This is a genomic window from Candidatus Limimorpha avicola (genome assembly GCF_056978975.1).
The window spans coordinates 218,152-234,750 of sequence record NZ_DBMCYK010000001.1 but is presented as its reverse complement, the minus strand read 5'-3'; the positions used below and the strand labels follow the sequence as shown (position 1 = coordinate 234,750).

The 16,599-nt window shown below is 41.4% G+C and carries 26 protein-coding genes; 1 reads left to right on the top strand and 25 read right to left on the bottom strand.

Translation table 11 applies throughout. From position 1 onward, the window contains the following. Window positions 1-4: 4 nt before the first annotated feature. The 25 genes from secY to rpsL form a co-directional block, all read right to left on the bottom strand. Complete coding sequence (secY, locus tag ACZOVS_RS00985; protein ID WP_483995406.1) at window positions 5-1,357, bottom strand: preprotein translocase subunit SecY; 1,353 nt, start codon at window positions 1,355-1,357, stop codon at window positions 5-7. 78 nt (window positions 1,358-1,435) lie between these two features. Then, on the bottom strand, window positions 1,436-1,879 hold the full coding sequence (gene rplO, locus ACZOVS_RS00980; RefSeq protein WP_483995369.1) for a 50S ribosomal protein L15: 444 nt from the start codon (window positions 1,877-1,879) through the stop codon (window positions 1,436-1,438). Window positions 1,880-1,906: 27 nt separating this feature from the next. Next, on the bottom strand, window positions 1,907-2,089 hold the full coding sequence (gene rpmD, locus ACZOVS_RS00975) for a 50S ribosomal protein L30 (protein ID WP_483995368.1): 183 nt from the start codon (window positions 2,087-2,089) through the stop codon (window positions 1,907-1,909). A 12-nt stretch (window positions 2,090-2,101) separates the two neighbouring features. Beyond that, window positions 2,102-2,620, bottom strand: coding sequence for a 30S ribosomal protein S5 (gene rpsE, locus ACZOVS_RS00970; RefSeq protein ID WP_483995367.1), 519 nt, complete (start codon window positions 2,618-2,620; stop codon window positions 2,102-2,104). 6 nt (window positions 2,621-2,626) lie between these two features. Beyond that, the gene (rplR, locus tag ACZOVS_RS00965; protein WP_483995366.1) at window positions 2,627-2,986 is read right to left on the bottom strand and encodes a 50S ribosomal protein L18; all 360 of its coding nucleotides are present in this window, start codon (window positions 2,984-2,986) and stop codon (window positions 2,627-2,629) included. Between the two features lie 33 nt (window positions 2,987-3,019). After that, window positions 3,020-3,574 (bottom strand): 50S ribosomal protein L6, encoded by a 555-nt coding sequence (rplF, locus tag ACZOVS_RS00960; RefSeq protein ID WP_483995365.1) that lies wholly within the window; start codon window positions 3,572-3,574, stop codon window positions 3,020-3,022. Between the two features lie 18 nt (window positions 3,575-3,592). Then, window positions 3,593-3,988, bottom strand: coding sequence for a 30S ribosomal protein S8 (rpsH, locus tag ACZOVS_RS00955; protein WP_483995405.1), 396 nt, complete (start codon window positions 3,986-3,988; stop codon window positions 3,593-3,595). Between the two features lie 22 nt (window positions 3,989-4,010). After that, window positions 4,011-4,280, bottom strand: coding sequence for a 30S ribosomal protein S14 (gene rpsN, locus ACZOVS_RS00950; RefSeq protein WP_483995364.1), 270 nt, complete (start codon window positions 4,278-4,280; stop codon window positions 4,011-4,013). Window positions 4,281-4,283: 3 nt separating this feature from the next. Beyond that, window positions 4,284-4,844 (bottom strand): 50S ribosomal protein L5, encoded by a 561-nt coding sequence (rplE, locus tag ACZOVS_RS00945; protein ID WP_483995363.1) that lies wholly within the window; start codon window positions 4,842-4,844, stop codon window positions 4,284-4,286. Next, window positions 4,844-5,161, bottom strand: coding sequence for a 50S ribosomal protein L24 (gene rplX, locus ACZOVS_RS00940; protein ID WP_483995362.1), 318 nt, complete (start codon window positions 5,159-5,161; stop codon window positions 4,844-4,846). The genes rplE and rplX overlap by 1 nt, the downstream gene beginning before the upstream one ends. Window positions 5,162-5,178: 17 nt before the next feature. After that, window positions 5,179-5,547 carry a 50S ribosomal protein L14 gene (rplN, locus tag ACZOVS_RS00935; protein WP_483995361.1) on the bottom strand — a complete coding sequence of 123 codons (369 nt, stop codon included), beginning with the start codon at window positions 5,545-5,547 and terminating at the stop codon, window positions 5,179-5,181. After that, window positions 5,547-5,801, bottom strand: a complete 255-nt coding sequence (gene rpsQ / locus ACZOVS_RS00930) for a 30S ribosomal protein S17 (RefSeq protein ID WP_483995360.1) — start codon at window positions 5,799-5,801, stop codon at window positions 5,547-5,549. Before rpsQ ends, rplN begins: the two co-directional genes overlap by 1 nt. Before the next feature lie 22 nt (window positions 5,802-5,823). Then, window positions 5,824-6,027, bottom strand: a complete 204-nt coding sequence (gene rpmC, locus ACZOVS_RS00925; RefSeq protein ID WP_483995359.1) for a 50S ribosomal protein L29 — start codon at window positions 6,025-6,027, stop codon at window positions 5,824-5,826. 14 nt (window positions 6,028-6,041) lie between these two features. Continuing rightward, window positions 6,042-6,461, bottom strand: coding sequence for a 50S ribosomal protein L16 (gene rplP / locus ACZOVS_RS00920; RefSeq protein WP_483995358.1), 420 nt, complete (start codon window positions 6,459-6,461; stop codon window positions 6,042-6,044). Between the two features lie 22 nt (window positions 6,462-6,483). After that, window positions 6,484-7,206 (bottom strand): 30S ribosomal protein S3, encoded by a 723-nt coding sequence (gene rpsC, locus ACZOVS_RS00915; RefSeq protein ID WP_483995357.1) that lies wholly within the window; start codon window positions 7,204-7,206, stop codon window positions 6,484-6,486. A gap of 12 nt (window positions 7,207-7,218) precedes the next feature. Further along, on the bottom strand, window positions 7,219-7,656 hold the full coding sequence (gene rplV, locus ACZOVS_RS00910) for a 50S ribosomal protein L22 (protein WP_483995356.1): 438 nt from the start codon (window positions 7,654-7,656) through the stop codon (window positions 7,219-7,221). Window positions 7,657-7,664: 8 nt separating this feature from the next. Next, entirely contained in the window at window positions 7,665-7,937 is a 273-nt protein-coding gene (gene rpsS, locus ACZOVS_RS00905; RefSeq protein WP_483995355.1) for a 30S ribosomal protein S19, read from the bottom strand. Window positions 7,938-7,961: 24 nt separating this feature from the next. Next, the gene (rplB, locus tag ACZOVS_RS00900; protein WP_483995354.1) at window positions 7,962-8,786 is read right to left on the bottom strand and encodes a 50S ribosomal protein L2; all 825 of its coding nucleotides are present in this window, start codon (window positions 8,784-8,786) and stop codon (window positions 7,962-7,964) included. 3 nt (window positions 8,787-8,789) lie between these two features. Beyond that, window positions 8,790-9,080, bottom strand: a complete 291-nt coding sequence (rplW, locus tag ACZOVS_RS00895; protein WP_483995353.1) for a 50S ribosomal protein L23 — start codon at window positions 9,078-9,080, stop codon at window positions 8,790-8,792. Between the two features lie 19 nt (window positions 9,081-9,099). Beyond that, entirely contained in the window at window positions 9,100-9,726 is a 627-nt protein-coding gene (gene rplD / locus ACZOVS_RS00890) for a 50S ribosomal protein L4 (protein ID WP_483995352.1), read from the bottom strand. Next, entirely contained in the window at window positions 9,717-10,346 is a 630-nt protein-coding gene (rplC, locus tag ACZOVS_RS00885) for a 50S ribosomal protein L3 (protein ID WP_483995351.1), read from the bottom strand. The genes rplD and rplC overlap by 10 nt, the downstream gene beginning before the upstream one ends. 35 nt (window positions 10,347-10,381) lie before the next feature. After that, complete coding sequence (gene rpsJ, locus ACZOVS_RS00880) at window positions 10,382-10,687, bottom strand: 30S ribosomal protein S10 (RefSeq protein WP_483995350.1); 306 nt, start codon at window positions 10,685-10,687, stop codon at window positions 10,382-10,384. A 51-nt stretch (window positions 10,688-10,738) separates the two neighbouring features. Then, window positions 10,739-12,871 (bottom strand): elongation factor G, encoded by a 2,133-nt coding sequence (fusA, locus tag ACZOVS_RS00875; protein ID WP_483995349.1) that lies wholly within the window; start codon window positions 12,869-12,871, stop codon window positions 10,739-10,741. Between the two features lie 25 nt (window positions 12,872-12,896). Further along, a complete protein-coding gene (rpsG, locus tag ACZOVS_RS00870; protein ID WP_483995348.1) occupies window positions 12,897-13,364 on the bottom strand; it encodes a 30S ribosomal protein S7 in 468 nt (155 codons plus the stop codon). A 24-nt stretch (window positions 13,365-13,388) separates the two neighbouring features. Further along, window positions 13,389-13,775, bottom strand: a complete 387-nt coding sequence (gene rpsL / locus ACZOVS_RS00865) for a 30S ribosomal protein S12 (RefSeq protein WP_483995347.1) — start codon at window positions 13,773-13,775, stop codon at window positions 13,389-13,391. Window positions 13,776-14,288: 513 nt separating this feature from the next. Between rpsL and ACZOVS_RS00860 the strand changes: the two genes are divergently transcribed. Beyond that, window positions 14,289-16,580, top strand: coding sequence for an ATP-dependent helicase (locus ACZOVS_RS00860; RefSeq protein ID WP_483995346.1), 2,292 nt, complete (start codon window positions 14,289-14,291; stop codon window positions 16,578-16,580). The last annotated feature ends 19 nt before the right edge of the window (window positions 16,581-16,599 follow it).

Genomic DNA, 16,599 nt, shown 5'->3' with positions numbered 1-16,599 from the left:
CATCTTACATTCTTCCGCTACGTCCTTTTATACGACCGCTCTTTGTCAAGCCATCATAATGACGCATAAGAAGATGACTTTCGATTTGTTGCAAAGTATCCAACACCACACCGACGAGGATAAGCAACGATGTTCCGCCATAAAACTGCGAGAACTGTTGATTAACGCCGAGTGTTGAGACTATTGCAGGCATGATGGCAACTATTCCGAGGAATATTGAACCCGGAAGGGTTATTCTCGACATGATGGTATCGAAATATTCCTGTGTTTTCTTTCCCGGTTTCACGCCGGGTATGAAGCCACCGTTCTTTTTAATATCTTCTGCCATCTGTGCCGGGTTGATGGTCACAGCAGTATAGAAGTAAGTAAAAGCGACGATGAGGATGAAAAACACAAAATTATACCAGAAACCATTCACGTTGGTAGCTGCAGCCATAAATCTTCCCATCGACTCGCTTTGTGTAAATCCCACCACAGTGATAGGGATGAACATAATAGCTTGAGCGAAGATAATAGGCATAACACCTGCTGCATTGACTTTCAAAGGAATGTATTGGCGGACGCCACCATATTGTTTATTACCCACAACACGTTTTGCATACTGTACCGGAATCTTACGGGTACCCTGCACGAGCATTATAGTGAGAACTATAACGATGACAAGGAATACCATTTCCAAGAGGAAGAATATAGGACCGCCTGTACCTTCGGTAAAACGTGACACCACTTCTGCGAACAAGGCAAAAGGCAAACGAGCTATGATACCTATCATGATGATGAGGGAAATACCATTGCCAATACCTTTGTCGGTGATACGTTCACCAAGCCACATCACGAACAAAGTACCTGCTATCAGTATCAGAATTGATGATATCCAGAAGAACAATGTCGGTGATCCGCCCGGGACAAAAGGATATATTGCCTCAGCAGGAAGTTGAATGCGGAGGTTGGTAATATAAGCCGGAGCCTGAGCAGCTACAATAGCCACTGTAAGATAACGTGTTATCTGATTAATTTTACGACGACCGCTTTCGCCTTCTTTTTGCAAACGCTGGAAATAAGGTATTGCCATTCCAAACAATTGGACGATAATGCTAGCTGTAATGTAAGGCATGATACCCAAAGCAAACACGGAAGCATTCGCAAAAGCACCACCTGAGAACATATTCAACAAACCGAGGAGGCCTGAGCTGCTTTGACTTTTCAATTGAGTCAACATGTTGGGGTCAACACCGGGAAGAACGACGTAGGAACCAAAACGATAGATAAGGACTATCAAGATGGTATATAAAATACGTTTACGGAGTTCTTCTATCTTAAAGATGTTGCGAACATTTTCTCTCAGTCGCTTATTCATCCAAAGGATAGCGGCTATAGCCAAGCATACCAGAAAAACTATTAATAACTCCTTCATATCTCTTCAGTTTTGTTGTTGTTAAATTATCTCTACAGTGCCACCGGCATTAGTGATTGCTGTTTCAGCGCTCTTGGAAAAGCCATGAGCCTTTACAGACATTTTTGCATTTAATTCACCGTTTCCGAGAATCTTGATACGTTCATTCTTTTTAGCGAAACCGTTTTCCACTAACAATTCCGGAGTGATTTCAAATATACCGCTATCTGCAAAATCCTGCAACACCTCGATATTGACCGGACGATATTCTTTACGGTTAATATTTTTGAAACCAAATTTAGGAACCAGACGAGCCAAAGGCATCTGACCACCTTCGAAACCAATCTTATGTGTAGTTCCGGAGCGTGAATATGCTCCCTTATGACCACGTGTAGAAGTGCCGCCATAACCGGAACCCTGGCCACGACCGATTCTCTTACGTCCTTTAACAGAACCTTTTGCCGGTTTTAGATTACTAAGATCCATACTTATTCAAATTTCTTAGTTCAACAATTAAATTTCTTCAATTTTGAGAAGGTGTTTCACTTTCTCCACCATACCGGCGAGGCAAGGATTTTCGATATCCACTTCCACCGACTGATGCATTCTTCTAAGACACAATGCTTTGAGTGTATCTTTCTGATCTTGTGGTCTGCCGATGCCACTTCTAATCTGAGTTATTCTAACTTTCTTCATTGTCGTTAAAGATTATCCGTTAAACACCACATCCAAATCAACACCTCTCATCTGAGCCACAGTGTGAGCGTCACGCATTTTTGACAAAGCCGCAAAGGTTGCTTTCACCACAGAGTGAGGATTTGAAGAACCTTTTGATTTTGCCAACACGTTTTTCACACCAACACTTTCCAAGACAGCACGCATTGCACCACCGGCAATAACGCCGGTACCGGGTGTTGCCGGTTGCACATACACGTATGCGCCGCAATACTTGCCATATTGCTCATGAGGAAGAGTTCCGTTGATTACAGGAACTTTAATCAAATTTTTCTTAGCATCATCGATACCTTTTGCGATGGCAGCCTGTACTTCCTTGGCTTTACCAAGACCGTAACCCACCACACCGTTCTCATTGCCGACGACTACTATAGCGGAGAAGCTGAAAGTACGTCCTCCTTTGGTAACCTTGGTAACACGTTGTACGCTAACCAAACGGTCTTTTAACTCAATCTCTGAAGTTTTTACTATTTTTACGTTGACTTCTGACATAGTGCTTTAGAATTTTAATCCACCGTTACGAGCTCCGTCGGCCAACGACTTCACTCTACCATGATACAAATAACCATTACGATCGAACACCACAGTCTCGATGCCTGCCGCTTTTGCTTTTTCTGCCACGAGAGCACCCACTTTTGCTGCCTGTTCGACTTTAGTAATTTTTTCATCTTCGATTCCGTTCTCACGAGAGCTGGCTGCTACCAATGTTCTACCCGCTATATCGTCAATAAGTTGAACGTAAATCTGCTTATTGCTTCTAAAGACCGACATTCTCGGACGTGTTGCTGTGCCGCTGACGACTTTACGCACACGTTTCTTGATATTCAATCTTCTTTCTATCTTTTTAATTTTTGCCATCTTAATTGCGTTTTTCAAATATCGACTTAAACATTATTTACCTGCTGCTTTACCTTGTTTACGTCTCAACACCTCACCGACGAACTTGACACCCTTACCCTTGTACGGTTCAGGTTTACGATACGAGCGGATTTTTGCTGCTACTTGACCAAGCAGTTGTTTATCGTAAGAACGCAACTTGATAATGGGGTTCTTACCTCTTTCGTTAACGGTCTCTACTTTAATCTCTTCTGGAAACACCATGATGATATTATGAGAGAACCCGAGTGCCAATTCCAATTGTTGACCTTTGGCTTCGGCTTTATAACCAACGCCTACGAGTTCCTGAACCAATTCGAATCCTTCTGAAACGCCTTTCACCATATTGAAGAACAAAGCTCTATAAAGTCCATGTTTTGCACTGGCGTCCGGAATGTTGGCAGGTTCCAAAACAACGTGACCGTCTTCTATTTTAACGATAACGTCACCGTGGAAGTCTTGTGACAACTTACCGAGTTTACCTTTAGCTGTAAACACGTTACCTTCTACCGAGACCTCTGTTCCTGCAGGTATTGCTATAGGCAATTTACCAATTCTTGATAATGACATAACTTAACCTCCTACTTATTATGAAACATAACACAACACTTCACCGCCGATATGAAGCTTACGAGCCTCTTTATCAGTCATTATACCTTTTGATGTTGAGATGATGGCAATACCGAGACCATTCAACACTCTGGGAAGGTTTTCAGAACCGGCATATTGGCGCAATCCCGGGCGTGACACACGGTCTATAGTCATGATGGCCGGCTGTTTAGTAACAGGATGATATTTAAGAGCTATCTTAATAACACCTTGGGGACCAACTTCTTCGAATTTATAATTAAGGATATAACCTTTCTCGAAGAGTATCTTTGTTATAGCCTTCTTCACGTTGGAAGCAGGTATTTCTACGATTCTATGTTTTGCATTGACGGCATTACGAATGCGAGTCAAAAAATCTGCTACAGGGTCTGTAATCATTGTTTTAATGTTTAATTAATTACCAACTTGCTTTCTTTACACCCGGAATTAAACCTTTCAATGCCATTTCACGGAAGTTGATACGTGAGATGCCAAACTGACGCATATAACCTTTTGGACGTCCTGTAAGCTGACAACGATTATGCAAACGAATAGGAGAAGCGTTTCTCGGAAGTTTCTGCAGGGCGACATAATCGCCGGCTTCCTTTAATGCAGCACGTTTGGCAGCATATTTCTCAACCATTTGTTTTCTTTTAAGCTCACGCGCTTTCATTGACTCTTTTGCCATATCTTACTGTTTTTTCTGGTTTTTAAATGGAAGACCAAACTGCTTCAACAAGGCCATTGCTTCCTTGTCGGTTCTAGCAGAAGTTACAAAGGTAATATCCATACCGTTAATACGGTTTACTTTATCCATATCGATTTCGGGGAATATTATCTGTTCGGTAATACCGAAGCTATAATTTCCGCGTCCGTCGAAACCTTTGTCATTAATACCTCTGAAGTCACGTACACGAGGCAAGGCGACAGCTACGAGGCGTTCAAGAAATTCGTACATTCTGTCACCGCGCAAAGTCACGCGCACGCCTATCGGGTTACCACGACGCAACTTAAAGTTTGATACGTCGTGTTTTGATATTGTAGGAACTGCTTTCTGTCCGGTGATAGCTGTCATTTCTTCTACACCATAATCAATCAGTTTTTTGTCTGTCAATGCAGCGCCAATACCCTGATTGAGTGAAATTTTCAAAAGCCGTGGAACCTGCATAACGGATCTATAGTTGAACTCCTTCATCAACGCAGGCACGATTTCACTCTTATACTGTTCTCTGAGTTTGGGTTGATAGTTCATTATTTAATCACCTCCCCTGTTTTTTTTGAATAACGTACATTCTTACCATTGTCGTCTTTTTTACGACCTATACGACCGGCTTTGCCATTCTTGTCGAGTACCATAAGATTCGACACATGGATACCGGCTTCTTTTTTCACTATACCGCCTTTAGGATTCTCAGTACTTGGACGTGAATGTTTAGAAACCAAGTTCACGCCTTCCACTATTGCTCTAGATTTCTCTACGTCAACACTGAGGATTGTACCTGTCTTTCCCTTTTGCGTACCGGAGATAACCACCACGTTATCACCTTTTTTAACATGCAATTTACTCATAACTTATCCTTTCTTGATTAGAGTACCTCAGGTGCCAGAGATACGATTTTCATATATTGTTTTTCGCGCAATTCTCTCGCAACCGGTCCAAAGATACGAGTTCCCAACATTTCGCCGGCATTATTAAGCAATACGCAAGCGTTGTCGTCGAAACGGATATAAGAACCGTCGATACGGCGAGTCTCTTTCTTAGTACGTACTACTACAGCTTTCACCACTGCTCCTTTTTTCACGTTACCGTTAGGGAGAGCGTCTTTCACTGTTACCACTATAATATCGCCAATACGGGCGTAGCGTTTTTTTGTGCCACCTAAAACTCTGATGCACAACACTTCTCTTGCGCCACTGTTGTCAGCTACTGAAAGTCTTGATTCCTGTTGTATCATTACTTGGCCCTTTCTATTATTTCAACTAATCTCCAACGTTTATTTTTACTCAACGGACGAGTTTCCATGATACGTACGGTATCACCTATATTGCATTCATTTTTCTCGTCATGAGCCATAAAGCGTGTAGATTTCTTAACAAATTTACCGTATATTGGGTGTTTTGTACGACGTTCAATCACAACGACGATGGTTTTCTCCATCTTATTGCTTGCCACAACACCGATTCTCTCTTTTCTAAGATTTCTTTCCATTGTATATTCCTTTCGTCGTTAATTATTTATTTGATTCGATTTCACGTCTTCTCAACTCGGTCATTATACGAGCAATAGATTTGCGGCATTCACTAAGCTTATGAGGATTTTCCAATGGAGACACGGCATGTTGAAGTTTCATCTTAACATATTGGGTGCGTGTTTCTTCCAAACGTTCCATCAAATCAGCTGTACTCAAATCGTTGATTACTTCATTCTGTTTCATAGTCCGTGATGTTTTTATTCGACATAATCTCTTCTAACCACAAATTTAGTCGTAACCGGGAGTTTTTGAGCGGCTAAACGCAATGCCTCTTTGGCTACTGCCAACGGCACGCCATCAGCTTCGAAAAGCATGTGTCCCGGAGTTACGCGAGCGACGAAATATTCCACGCTACCTTTACCTTTACCCATACGTACCTCAGCAGGTTTTTTGGTGATAGGTTTGTCGGGGAATATTCTAATCCAAATCTGTCCCTCACGTTTCATGTGACGCGTGACAGCCTGACGGGCAGCTTCTATCTGACGAGCTGTTATCAAGGCCTCCTCCATTGTTTTAATTCCGAATGAACCGAAGGCAAGTTGGTGACCGCGGTGTGCGTTACCTTTCATTTTGCCTTTTTGAGGTCTTCTGAATTTCGTTCTTTTAGGTTGTAACATCGTTTATGGATTTTTTATTCTCTTACTTATTACGTTTATTACGGCGTGGTCCGTTATTCTGTTTCGGAGCTGCCTGTTTCTTAGATGCACTATTTGTTGATGTAGGCACCAGTTCCGGGCGACCATATATCTCACCTTTGCAGATCCACACTTTGATACCGATACGGCCATAGGTAGTATGAGCCTCCACCAATGAATAATCTATATCGGCACGCAATGTATGCAACGGGATACGTCCCTCTTTATAAGTTTCCTGACGGGCCATCTCAGCGCCACCGACACGACCGGAAGCAATGACTTTTATACCTTCTGCTCCGATTCTCATTGTTCCTGACACTGCTGTTTTTATAGCGCGACGGAATGACACACGACCTTCTATTTGTTTTGCGATAGTGCTTGCTACGATATATGCATCAAGCTCAGGTCTTTTTATCTCGCTGATGTTGATTTGAACTTCCTTACCGGTGACTTTCTTAAGTTCTTCTTTAAGTTTATCGACTTCGGTACCACCCTTACCTATGATCATACCCGGACGGGCGGTGAATATTGTAACGGTAACAAGTTTGAGAGAACGTTCGATAGCTATCTTCGAGATGCCGGCTTTACCGAGACGTGCGTTCAAATATTTACGGATCTTATCGTCTTCCACAAGTTTCTTGGAGAAGTCTTTTCCACCGTACCAGTTGGAATCCCAACCTTTAATAATGCCTAATCTAAGACCTATTGGATTCGTTTTTTGTCCCATTGTACAATCTTATTAATTCTTTTCTTCAACTTTAGCTTCTACATCTTTATCGTTAGCTATTCGGCTATCGACAACTATCGTTACGTGGTTGGAACGTTTGCGGATGCGGTGTGCACGACCTTGCGGAGCCGGTTGGATACGTTTCAGCGTACGTCCTTCATCGACAAATATTTCTTTCACATACAAGTTAGCGTCTTCAATACGTATTCCTTCATTTTTGGCTTCCCAGTTAGCTATTGCCGAACGTAACAGTTTATACACCGGCTTTGCTGCTGACTTAGGTGAATACTGTAAGGCATGCAGTGCAAGTTCCACTTTCATTCCTCTAATCATATCAGCTACCAAACGCATCTTACGAGGCGATGTTGGCACGTTATTCAACTTTGCTATGGCATTGTGTTTACGTGCTTCTTTTATAGCTTCTGCTCTTTTATGTTTTCTTGCTCCCATACTACTTATTATTTATCTTTTCTATTTCCGGCATGACCTCTAAATGTTCTTGTAGGGGCGAATTCGCCAAGTTTATGACCCACCATGTTCTCGGTTACATATACCGGGATGAATTTATTACCGTTGTGTACAGCTATAGTCTGACCAACAAAATCAGGAGATATCATAGAAGCTCTTGACCAGGTCTTAATGACGGTCTTCTTTCCTGATGCTACATTATCCAAAACTCTTTTTTCGAGTTTATAATGGATATATGGTCCTTTTTTAAGCGAACGACTCATAATTTCTTTTTTTTACCTGGTTAATTACTTCTTTCTTCTTTCAATGATATACTTTGTTGATGCATTCTTAGGAGAACGTGTCTTATAGCCTTTTGCCGGCAAGCCTTTACGGCTACGCGGATGACCTCCGGAAGCACGACCTTCGCCACCGCCCATAGGGTGATCCACAGGGTTCATGACAACACCACGTACTCTCGGGCGGCGTCCCAACCAACGGCTACGTCCTGCCTTACCCGATTTCTCAAGGTTATGATCTGCATTCGACACTGTTCCTATTGTTGCCTTGCATGCCTGTAAGATAAGACGAGTCTCGCCTGAAGGCATCTTCAAAATGGCATATTTTCCATCACGTGACATCAACTGTGCGTATGCACCGGCACTTCTTGCCATCTTGGCACCCTGTCCCGGACGCAACTCGATATTATGAATGACTGTTCCAAAAGGCACATCGCTAAGGAACATGGCATTTCCAATACTTGGTGTTGCATCTTTTCCCGACATCACCTGCTGCCCGACTTTCAAGCCTTGCGGTGCAATGATATAACGCTTCTCACCATCAGCATAAACCACCAAAGCGATACGTGCTGTACGGTTCGGATCGTATTCTATAGTTTTCACTATTCCCGGAATACCATCTTTATCGCGTTTGAAGTCAATAATTCTATATTTTTGTTTATGTCCACCACCTATGTTGCGGACAGTCATTTTACCAGTATTGTTACGACCTCCGGTACTCTTTTTAGGAGCAAGCAATGACTTCTCCGGCTTGCTGGTCGTAATCTCGTCAAATGCGCTTATAACTTTAAAGCGCTGACCCGGAGTCGTAGGTTTATATTTCTTTAAAGCCATCTTTTAAATGTTGCTAAAAAAGTCAATTGTTTCACCTTCGGCCAATGTCACTATAGCCTTCTTAAAAGCGTTTCTTCTTCCGTTGACAACGCCCGACTTTGTATAACGTGACTTCAGCTTTCCATCATATCTCATTGTGTTGACTGCCTTCACATGAACACCGTAGAGGTCTTCCACAGCCTTCTTGATCTGCAGTTTGTTAGCATTAACGTCAACAATGAATGCATACCGATTAAGCTTCTCGCTTATAGCGGTCATTTTTTCCGTAATAACAGGTTTCTTAATGATAATCATCGTTTTCAGTTTTTAATTGTTATCCAAGAATCTCTTCAATATGTTTCAGTGAACTTTCCAAGATGAAAATCTTCTTGGCTTTCAGAATATCATAAGTATTCAAGTTTCTGGCAAGTTCTATCTTTGTCTTTTGAATATTTCTCGCTGACAGCACCACATTCATGTCTGTCTCCGGGAATAAGAACAAAGTTCTCATGCCGTTCACTTTCAAGTTATTCAAGACCTCGATCATTTTCTTTGTCTTGATACTGTCAAACGTAAAATCTTCCAACACCACCAATTCTGCATCTTTCATTTTGTATGAAAGAGCCGATCTGCGGGCAAGACGTCTGACTTTCTTATTCAGTTTGAAACCATAATCACGCGGAACAGGACCAAACACTCTACCACCACCTCTCAACACCGGGGAGTTGATGTCACCGCGACGTGCGCCACCGGTACCTTTCTGGCGGATAAGTTTTTTCGTACTTCCGGATATCTCACTACGAGTCTTGGCTTTATGTGTGCCTTGACGTTGATTTGCCAATATCAACTTGACATCCAAATAGATGCAATGATCATTAGGCTCGATCCCGTAGATATTATCGTTCAACTCGACTTTACGACCGGTTGACTCACCTGTAATCTTTAATACTTCTAACTCCATCTCTCAATTTTTAAATATCCGTTCTTTGCTCCTGGCACCGAACCTTTAACAACTAACAAATTCTTTTCCGGTACTATTTTCACAATCTGCAGGTTGATGACTTTCACTTTTGCATCACCCATGTGACCTGCCATACGCAATCCTTTAAACACTCTTGAAGGATAGGCACAGGCACCGATTGAACCCGGCTTTCTCAAACGGTTATGTTGACCGTGAGTTGACTGTCCAACGCCATTAAAATGATGACGTTTCACTACTCCCTGGAAGCCTTTACCTTTGCTGATACCACTTACGTCAACAAACTCGCCTTCCACAAACACATTTACGGTTACTATTTCACCAAGGCTTTTTCTTGATCCCTGTTCGAAACGCGTAAATTCTCTTACTATCTTCTTTGGCGTTGTTCCGGCTTTCTCAAAATGCTTGATCATAGCTCTTGAAGTGTTTTTCGCTTTCTTCTCATCAAACGCCATTTGGATAGCATCGTAACCGTCTTTTTCTTTTGTTCTGACTTGGGTTACTACGCATGGACCCGCTTCAATGACCGTTACAGGAATATTTTTTCCTCCGTCATCATATATGCTGGTCATCCCAATCTTTTTTCCTAGTATTCCTGACATGCTACTACGCTTTTAATTACTAGATAGTTTTACAATTACAATTTAATTTCCACTTCTACACCGCTTGGCAGCTCCAATTTCATCAAAGCATCGATAGTTTGTGATGTAGAGTTGTAAATGTCAAGCAATCTCTTGTATGACGACAACTCAAATTGTTCTCTCGATTTTTTGTGTACGAAAGTAGAGCGCAAAACCGTGTAAATTTTCTTGTCGGTAGGCAACGGTATGGGACCGCTAACTACTGCGCCAGTCAATTTGATGGTTTTCACAATCTTCTCGGCTGATTTATCAACCAAGTTGTGATCGTGCGACTTTAACTTAATTCTAATTCTTTGGCTCATAAGAATTTGTTGTTAATTTATTTTCTTTATCTTTTATTTTTTTAATCTCTTTTAAAAAAAGAAATACGTTCCTTTAGCTTTTTTCACCACCACTTCGGCAAGATCAGACGGCACTTCGGAATAATGACTGAACTCCATGTTAAATGTGCCTCTTCCCTGTGTCAAGGTTCTAAGTGAAGTAATATATCCGAACATTTCCGACAACGGGACATCGGCTCTTATGACCTGATATCCGTGCTCCATATCCATTTCTTTCAATATTGACCTTCTTCTGTTCAAGTCGCTTGTCACTTCTCCGGTATAATCAGAAGGGACATAAACCTCAACTTTCATAACAGGCTCCAATACCACCGAACCTGCTTTTTCACCTGCTTCTCTAAATCCAATCTGTGCCGCAAGTTCAAATGAAAGTTGGTCGCTATCCACGGGATGGAACGAACCATCTATAATGCGAACTTTCACAGAGTCAACAGGAAATCCCGCCAACACTCCGTTTGACATAGCACTTCTGAAACCTTTCTCTATTGAAGGGATAAATTCCTTTGGAATATCACCACCTTTAACATCATTTACAAACTGCAATCCGCTCATACCATCGTCAGCAGGACCGAGTTCAAATTCTATATCAGCAAATTTGCCTCTACCGCCTGACTGTTTCTTATAGACGATACGATGATGTATTGTCTTAGTAAAGGACTCTTTATAGGAGACTTGAGGATTGCCGACATTTATCTCTACACCGAATTCTCTTCTAAGACGGTCAATGATAATATCGAGATGCAACTCTCCCATACCTTCTATAAGAGTTTGACCGGAGTTTTCGTCTGTTGACACCAAAAATGTAGGGTCTTCTTCCGCAAGTTTCATAAGAGCGTTGGTAAGTTTATCCATATCACCCTGCGTCTTAGGTTCCACTGCTATTTGAACCACCGGTTGCGGGAATGTAATACTTTCAAGCAAGAGAGGATTCTTCTCATCTGTGAGGGTATCACCGGTTCTGATGGATTTAAATCCCACTGCAGCAGCAATATCGCCGGCCTCTATTTTGTCAAGAGGGGTTTGTTTATTGGCATTCATCTGCATTATTCTTGCTATACGTTCTTTTTTGCCGGTAGTGACGTCGAGCACATAGGAGCCTGCGTTAAGAGTACCGGAATACACACGGAAGAAAGCAAGACGACCCACATAAGGGTCTGTCAGAATTTTGAATGCGAGAGCACAGAAAGGCTCTTTTGCATCAGCTTTACGTATCTCTTCTTTTTCTGTCTTGGGGTTAATACCTGTGACATGGTCGATATCGAGAGGGCTTGGCAAATAACGCACCACTGCATCGAGCAGAGGTTGTACTCCTTTATTCTTGAATGAAGCGCCGCACAATACGGGGCATATACGCATTTGCAAAGTAGCTTTTCTCAATTCGGCTATTATCTCATCCTCAGTAATGGAATCAGGGTCATTGATAAACTTCTCGAACAATATCTCATTATCTTCGGCAGAACCTTCGACGAGCATACGACGGTATTTAGCCGCCACAACTGCCATCCCTTCAGGTATATCCGTCACCTCATAGTGAGCTCCGAGTTCATCGTCATCTCCATTCCATATAATAGCTTTATTTTTGACAAGGTCTATCACACCGATAAAGCCATCTTCTTCACCTATAGGCAACTGTATCGGAACAGGAGTCGCATGAAGTTTATTTTTTATCTGTTCCAAGACATTAAAGAAATCAGCGCCACATCTATCCATTTTATTAACAAAACAGATACGAGGCACTTTATATTTATTGGCTTGATGCCATACCGTTTCGGACTGAGGTTCGACACCTCCCACTGCACAGAAGACAGCGACCGCTCCGTCGAGTACTCTCAAGGAACGTTCAACCTCGACAGTGAAGTCAACATGACCAGGAGTATCAATAATATTTATTTTAAACGACTTATCATCAACATTCCAAAACACCGTAGTAGCGGCAGAAGTTATAGTAATGCCGCGTTCCTGTTCCTGCACCATCCAGTCCATGGTAGCGGTACCTTCATGCACCTCACCTATACGATGATTGCGACCTGTATAATACAGAATACGCTCTGTCGTAGTAGTTTTACCGGCATCAATATGGGCCATGATACCGATATTACGTGTCAGAGACAAAGTATTAGTAATATTTTGGTCGTTATTCATCATTTTAATTTACACCTATTAATATATATTAGAATCTGAAGTGTGAGAATGCCTTGTTAGCATCGGCCATTCTGTGGATTTCCTCTTTTTTCTTAAAAGCAGAACCCTCTTCCTTATAAGCCTGCATTATCTCGCCAGCCAATTTATCGCCCATTGTTTTCTCATGACGTTTACGGGCATAACCTATAAGGTTTTTCATGCCAATACTCTGTTTACGTGCCGGGCGGATTTCTGAAGGAATCTGGAACGTAGCACCACCGATACGACGGCTTCTGACCTCCACTTGAGGTGTTACATTCGCCAAGGCTTTCTTCCAAACTTCTATCGGGTCTTCCTGAAGTTTTGCTTCAATAATATCCATTGCCTTGTAGAAAATCTCATAAGCGAGATTCTTCTTACCTTTAAGCATGATATTGTTCACAAATTTAGTGACCAATATATCACCGTACTTAGGATCCGGAAGGATGATTCTTTTTTTTGGTTTAGCTTTTCTCATGTTCTAAACTTTTACAATTTTAATTTACTTCTTTGCTACTTTTTTCGGACGCTTGGCACCATATTTTGATCTGCGTTGCTTACGACCATCAACACCGGCGGTATCCAATGCACCGCGGATAATATGATAACGCACACCGGGAAGATCCTTAACACGACCTCCTCTAATCATCACGATAGAGTGTTCCTGCAAATTATGTCCTTCTCCGGGTATATAGGCATTAACCTCTTTCTGGTTGGTCAAACGCACCCTCGCAACCTTACGCATTGCCGAATTAGGCTTCTTAGGAGTTGTTGTGTAAACACGTACACAAACACCACGACGTTGCGGACATGAATCCAAGGCAGGAGATTTACTCTTGTCTTCCAATTTCTGCCGTCCTTTGCGGACTAATTGTTGAATCGTTGGCATTCTTCTTTTGTTTAAATTACTAATTTTTACTCAAATTATAGGATTTTTTATCCTTTTTTATCTTCTCAAAGTAAAAAAGCACCTTATATATTAGGTTCAAGGGGAGGGATAAGTCTCTTCATTCGACTCTTCTGCTAAACACGACACAAGAACGTAAAGAACTGAATTTCATCATCTTGCATCGTAGAAACCTCTAACGTTTAACTTATCAGGTCCCTATCACTTTTATGTCAGGCTACTTTATCACCTTTTTCAGCCGGCAAAATTACAAACTTTTTCTTTAACACACAACCATTTATACATATTTTTTTTGATTTTTTTAATTATCTTGTTTTAAACCTTTTTTGATACCGTTTTTTTACCGCCAAAATATATTTTCACAATACGTTCTCAACATACATATATTATTGTTATTCAATACTTTTTAGCAACAGCTGTTCTCTCTTCATCATTTTTTTGACTTAACTTAAATTTATAGATGAATTATTATTACCTTTGCACAAATTTTTTGCCGTGTCCGATATATTAGCACATCTTAATGAACCTCAAAAAGAAGCTGTCACTACTGTTGAAGGACCTGTCATGGTCATTGCCGGTGCCGGTTCCGGCAAAACTCGTGCCCTGACACACCGCATAGCCTATATGATTCAGGAAGGAATAAGTCCTTTTTCCATCATGGCACTGACTTTTACCAACAAGGCTGCCAAAGAGATGAAAGAACGCATCATGCAACTTGTTGACCCTTCTCATGCCAAAAGTGTGTGGATGGGTACTTTCCATTCCATATTCGCACGCATACTTCGCATAGAAGCAGAGCATCTTGGCTTTACACAAAACTTTACCATTTATGATACCGATGACTCCAAACAACTCATCAACAACATCATAAAGGAAAAAGAATTGGATAACAAAGTCTATCCTGCCAAGATGGTACTAAACCGTATATCCATGGCAAAGTCTTCACTTTATAATGCCGAAGACTATTGTAAAGACGAAGAGATACAAAAACAGGATTTTCGTGCCAACAAGCCTCTCATAGGCGAGATTTTCAAAGCCTACAACGAAAGGCTGAAACGTGCCAACGCCATGGACTTCGACGACATATTATATTATACAAACGTATTATTGAAAGACTTTCCGGAGATATTATTGAAATATCAGCGGCATTTCAAATATATCCTTGTCGATGAATATCAGGACACCAATCATGCTCAGTATATTATTATCAGAAGAATTGCCGCCATGCATGAAAACATCTGTGTAGTAGGCGACGATGCTCAGAGCATATATGGATTCCGTGGCGCCAACATCCGTAATATTCTGAATTTCCATTCCGATTATCCGGATATGAAACTGATACGTCTCGAACAGAATTACCGTTCTACCAAGACAATAGTAACAGCCGCCAATAACGTCATTGCAAGAAATGAAGAACAAATAAAGAAAAAAGTTTGGTCCGATAACGAAGAAGGCGAACTCATAACTCTGTTGCGTGCCACTACCGACAATGAAGAAGGCACTTTGATAGCAAATTCCATATTCGGATTTAAGATGTCGAGACAGCTTAACTACAAAGACTTCGCCATATTATATAGAACCAACTCACAGTCAAGACCGTTAGAAGAGGCATTGCGTAAACAGGATATACCTTACCGAATCTATGGCGGATTGTCATTTTACGACCGCAAAGAAGTTAAAGACCTTCTCGCCTATTTCCGTCTCGTCGTAAACACCAATGACGACCAGGCATTGTTACGTATCATAAATTATCCTACAAGAGGTATAGGCTCTACTACACAACAACATCTCGAAATTCTTGCTGACAACAGAAAATGCAGTATCTGGGATGTCATTTCTTCCGATGAAGGATTGCCAAAAGAACTCTCGCGCAGTCTCAGCAAGATAAAAGATTTCGTCTTGATGATACAAAGTTTCAGAACAAGACTCGAAAAAGATAACGCTTTCGAACTTGCAAAACATATCACCGACACAACAGGTATCATAAAAGTATTGAAAGAAGATGCGACACCAGAAGGTGTGGCTCGTGTAGATAATGTTGAAGAACTTCTCAATGCCATTATGGAATTTTCCGACAAACAAGTCGATGAGACAACAGGAGAACGTATCAACGTGGGATTGGCAAAATTCATGGAAGATGTTGCACTGCTTACTGATCAAGATAAGGAGACTGAAAACGACGATAACCGCGTCACATTGATGACCATTCACAGTGCCAAAGGATTGGAGTTTCCTTATGTTTATGTTGCCGGTCTTGAGGAAAACCTCTTTCCGGGAGTACAATCGTTAGGCACCAAAGAAGATTTGGAAGAAGAACGACGCCTTTTCTATGTCGCTATCACAAGAGCAGAAAAAAAACTCATTTTAAGTCATGCAGAGAACAGATACAAATGGGGGACCATGACATTATGCGAGCCATCACGTTTCATAGATGAGATAGACAACAGTCTGATAGAAAAGACAAAAAAAGCCTCATTCAAAGGTACCACTTCTATTGGAGACAGGTCTAAATACAATATTTTTAAGGATTTTGACGATTTTAATGTTACTAAACAAAAACCTGTAACAAATACTGCCATGCCTGAATCGGATGACAAAGACTTTGTGCCGGCTGCACCTGAGGAGATAACAGAAGGACTGCGGGTGCTTCATGCCAAGTTCGGACAAGGCACAGTGTCAAAGGTTGAAGGCAGCGGTCCTAACAAAAAAGCCACGGTAATATTTGACAACTGCGGACAAAAACAATTAATGCTCAAATTTGCAAAACTAAGCATACTAAAATCATAAACATACAACATATTCATTA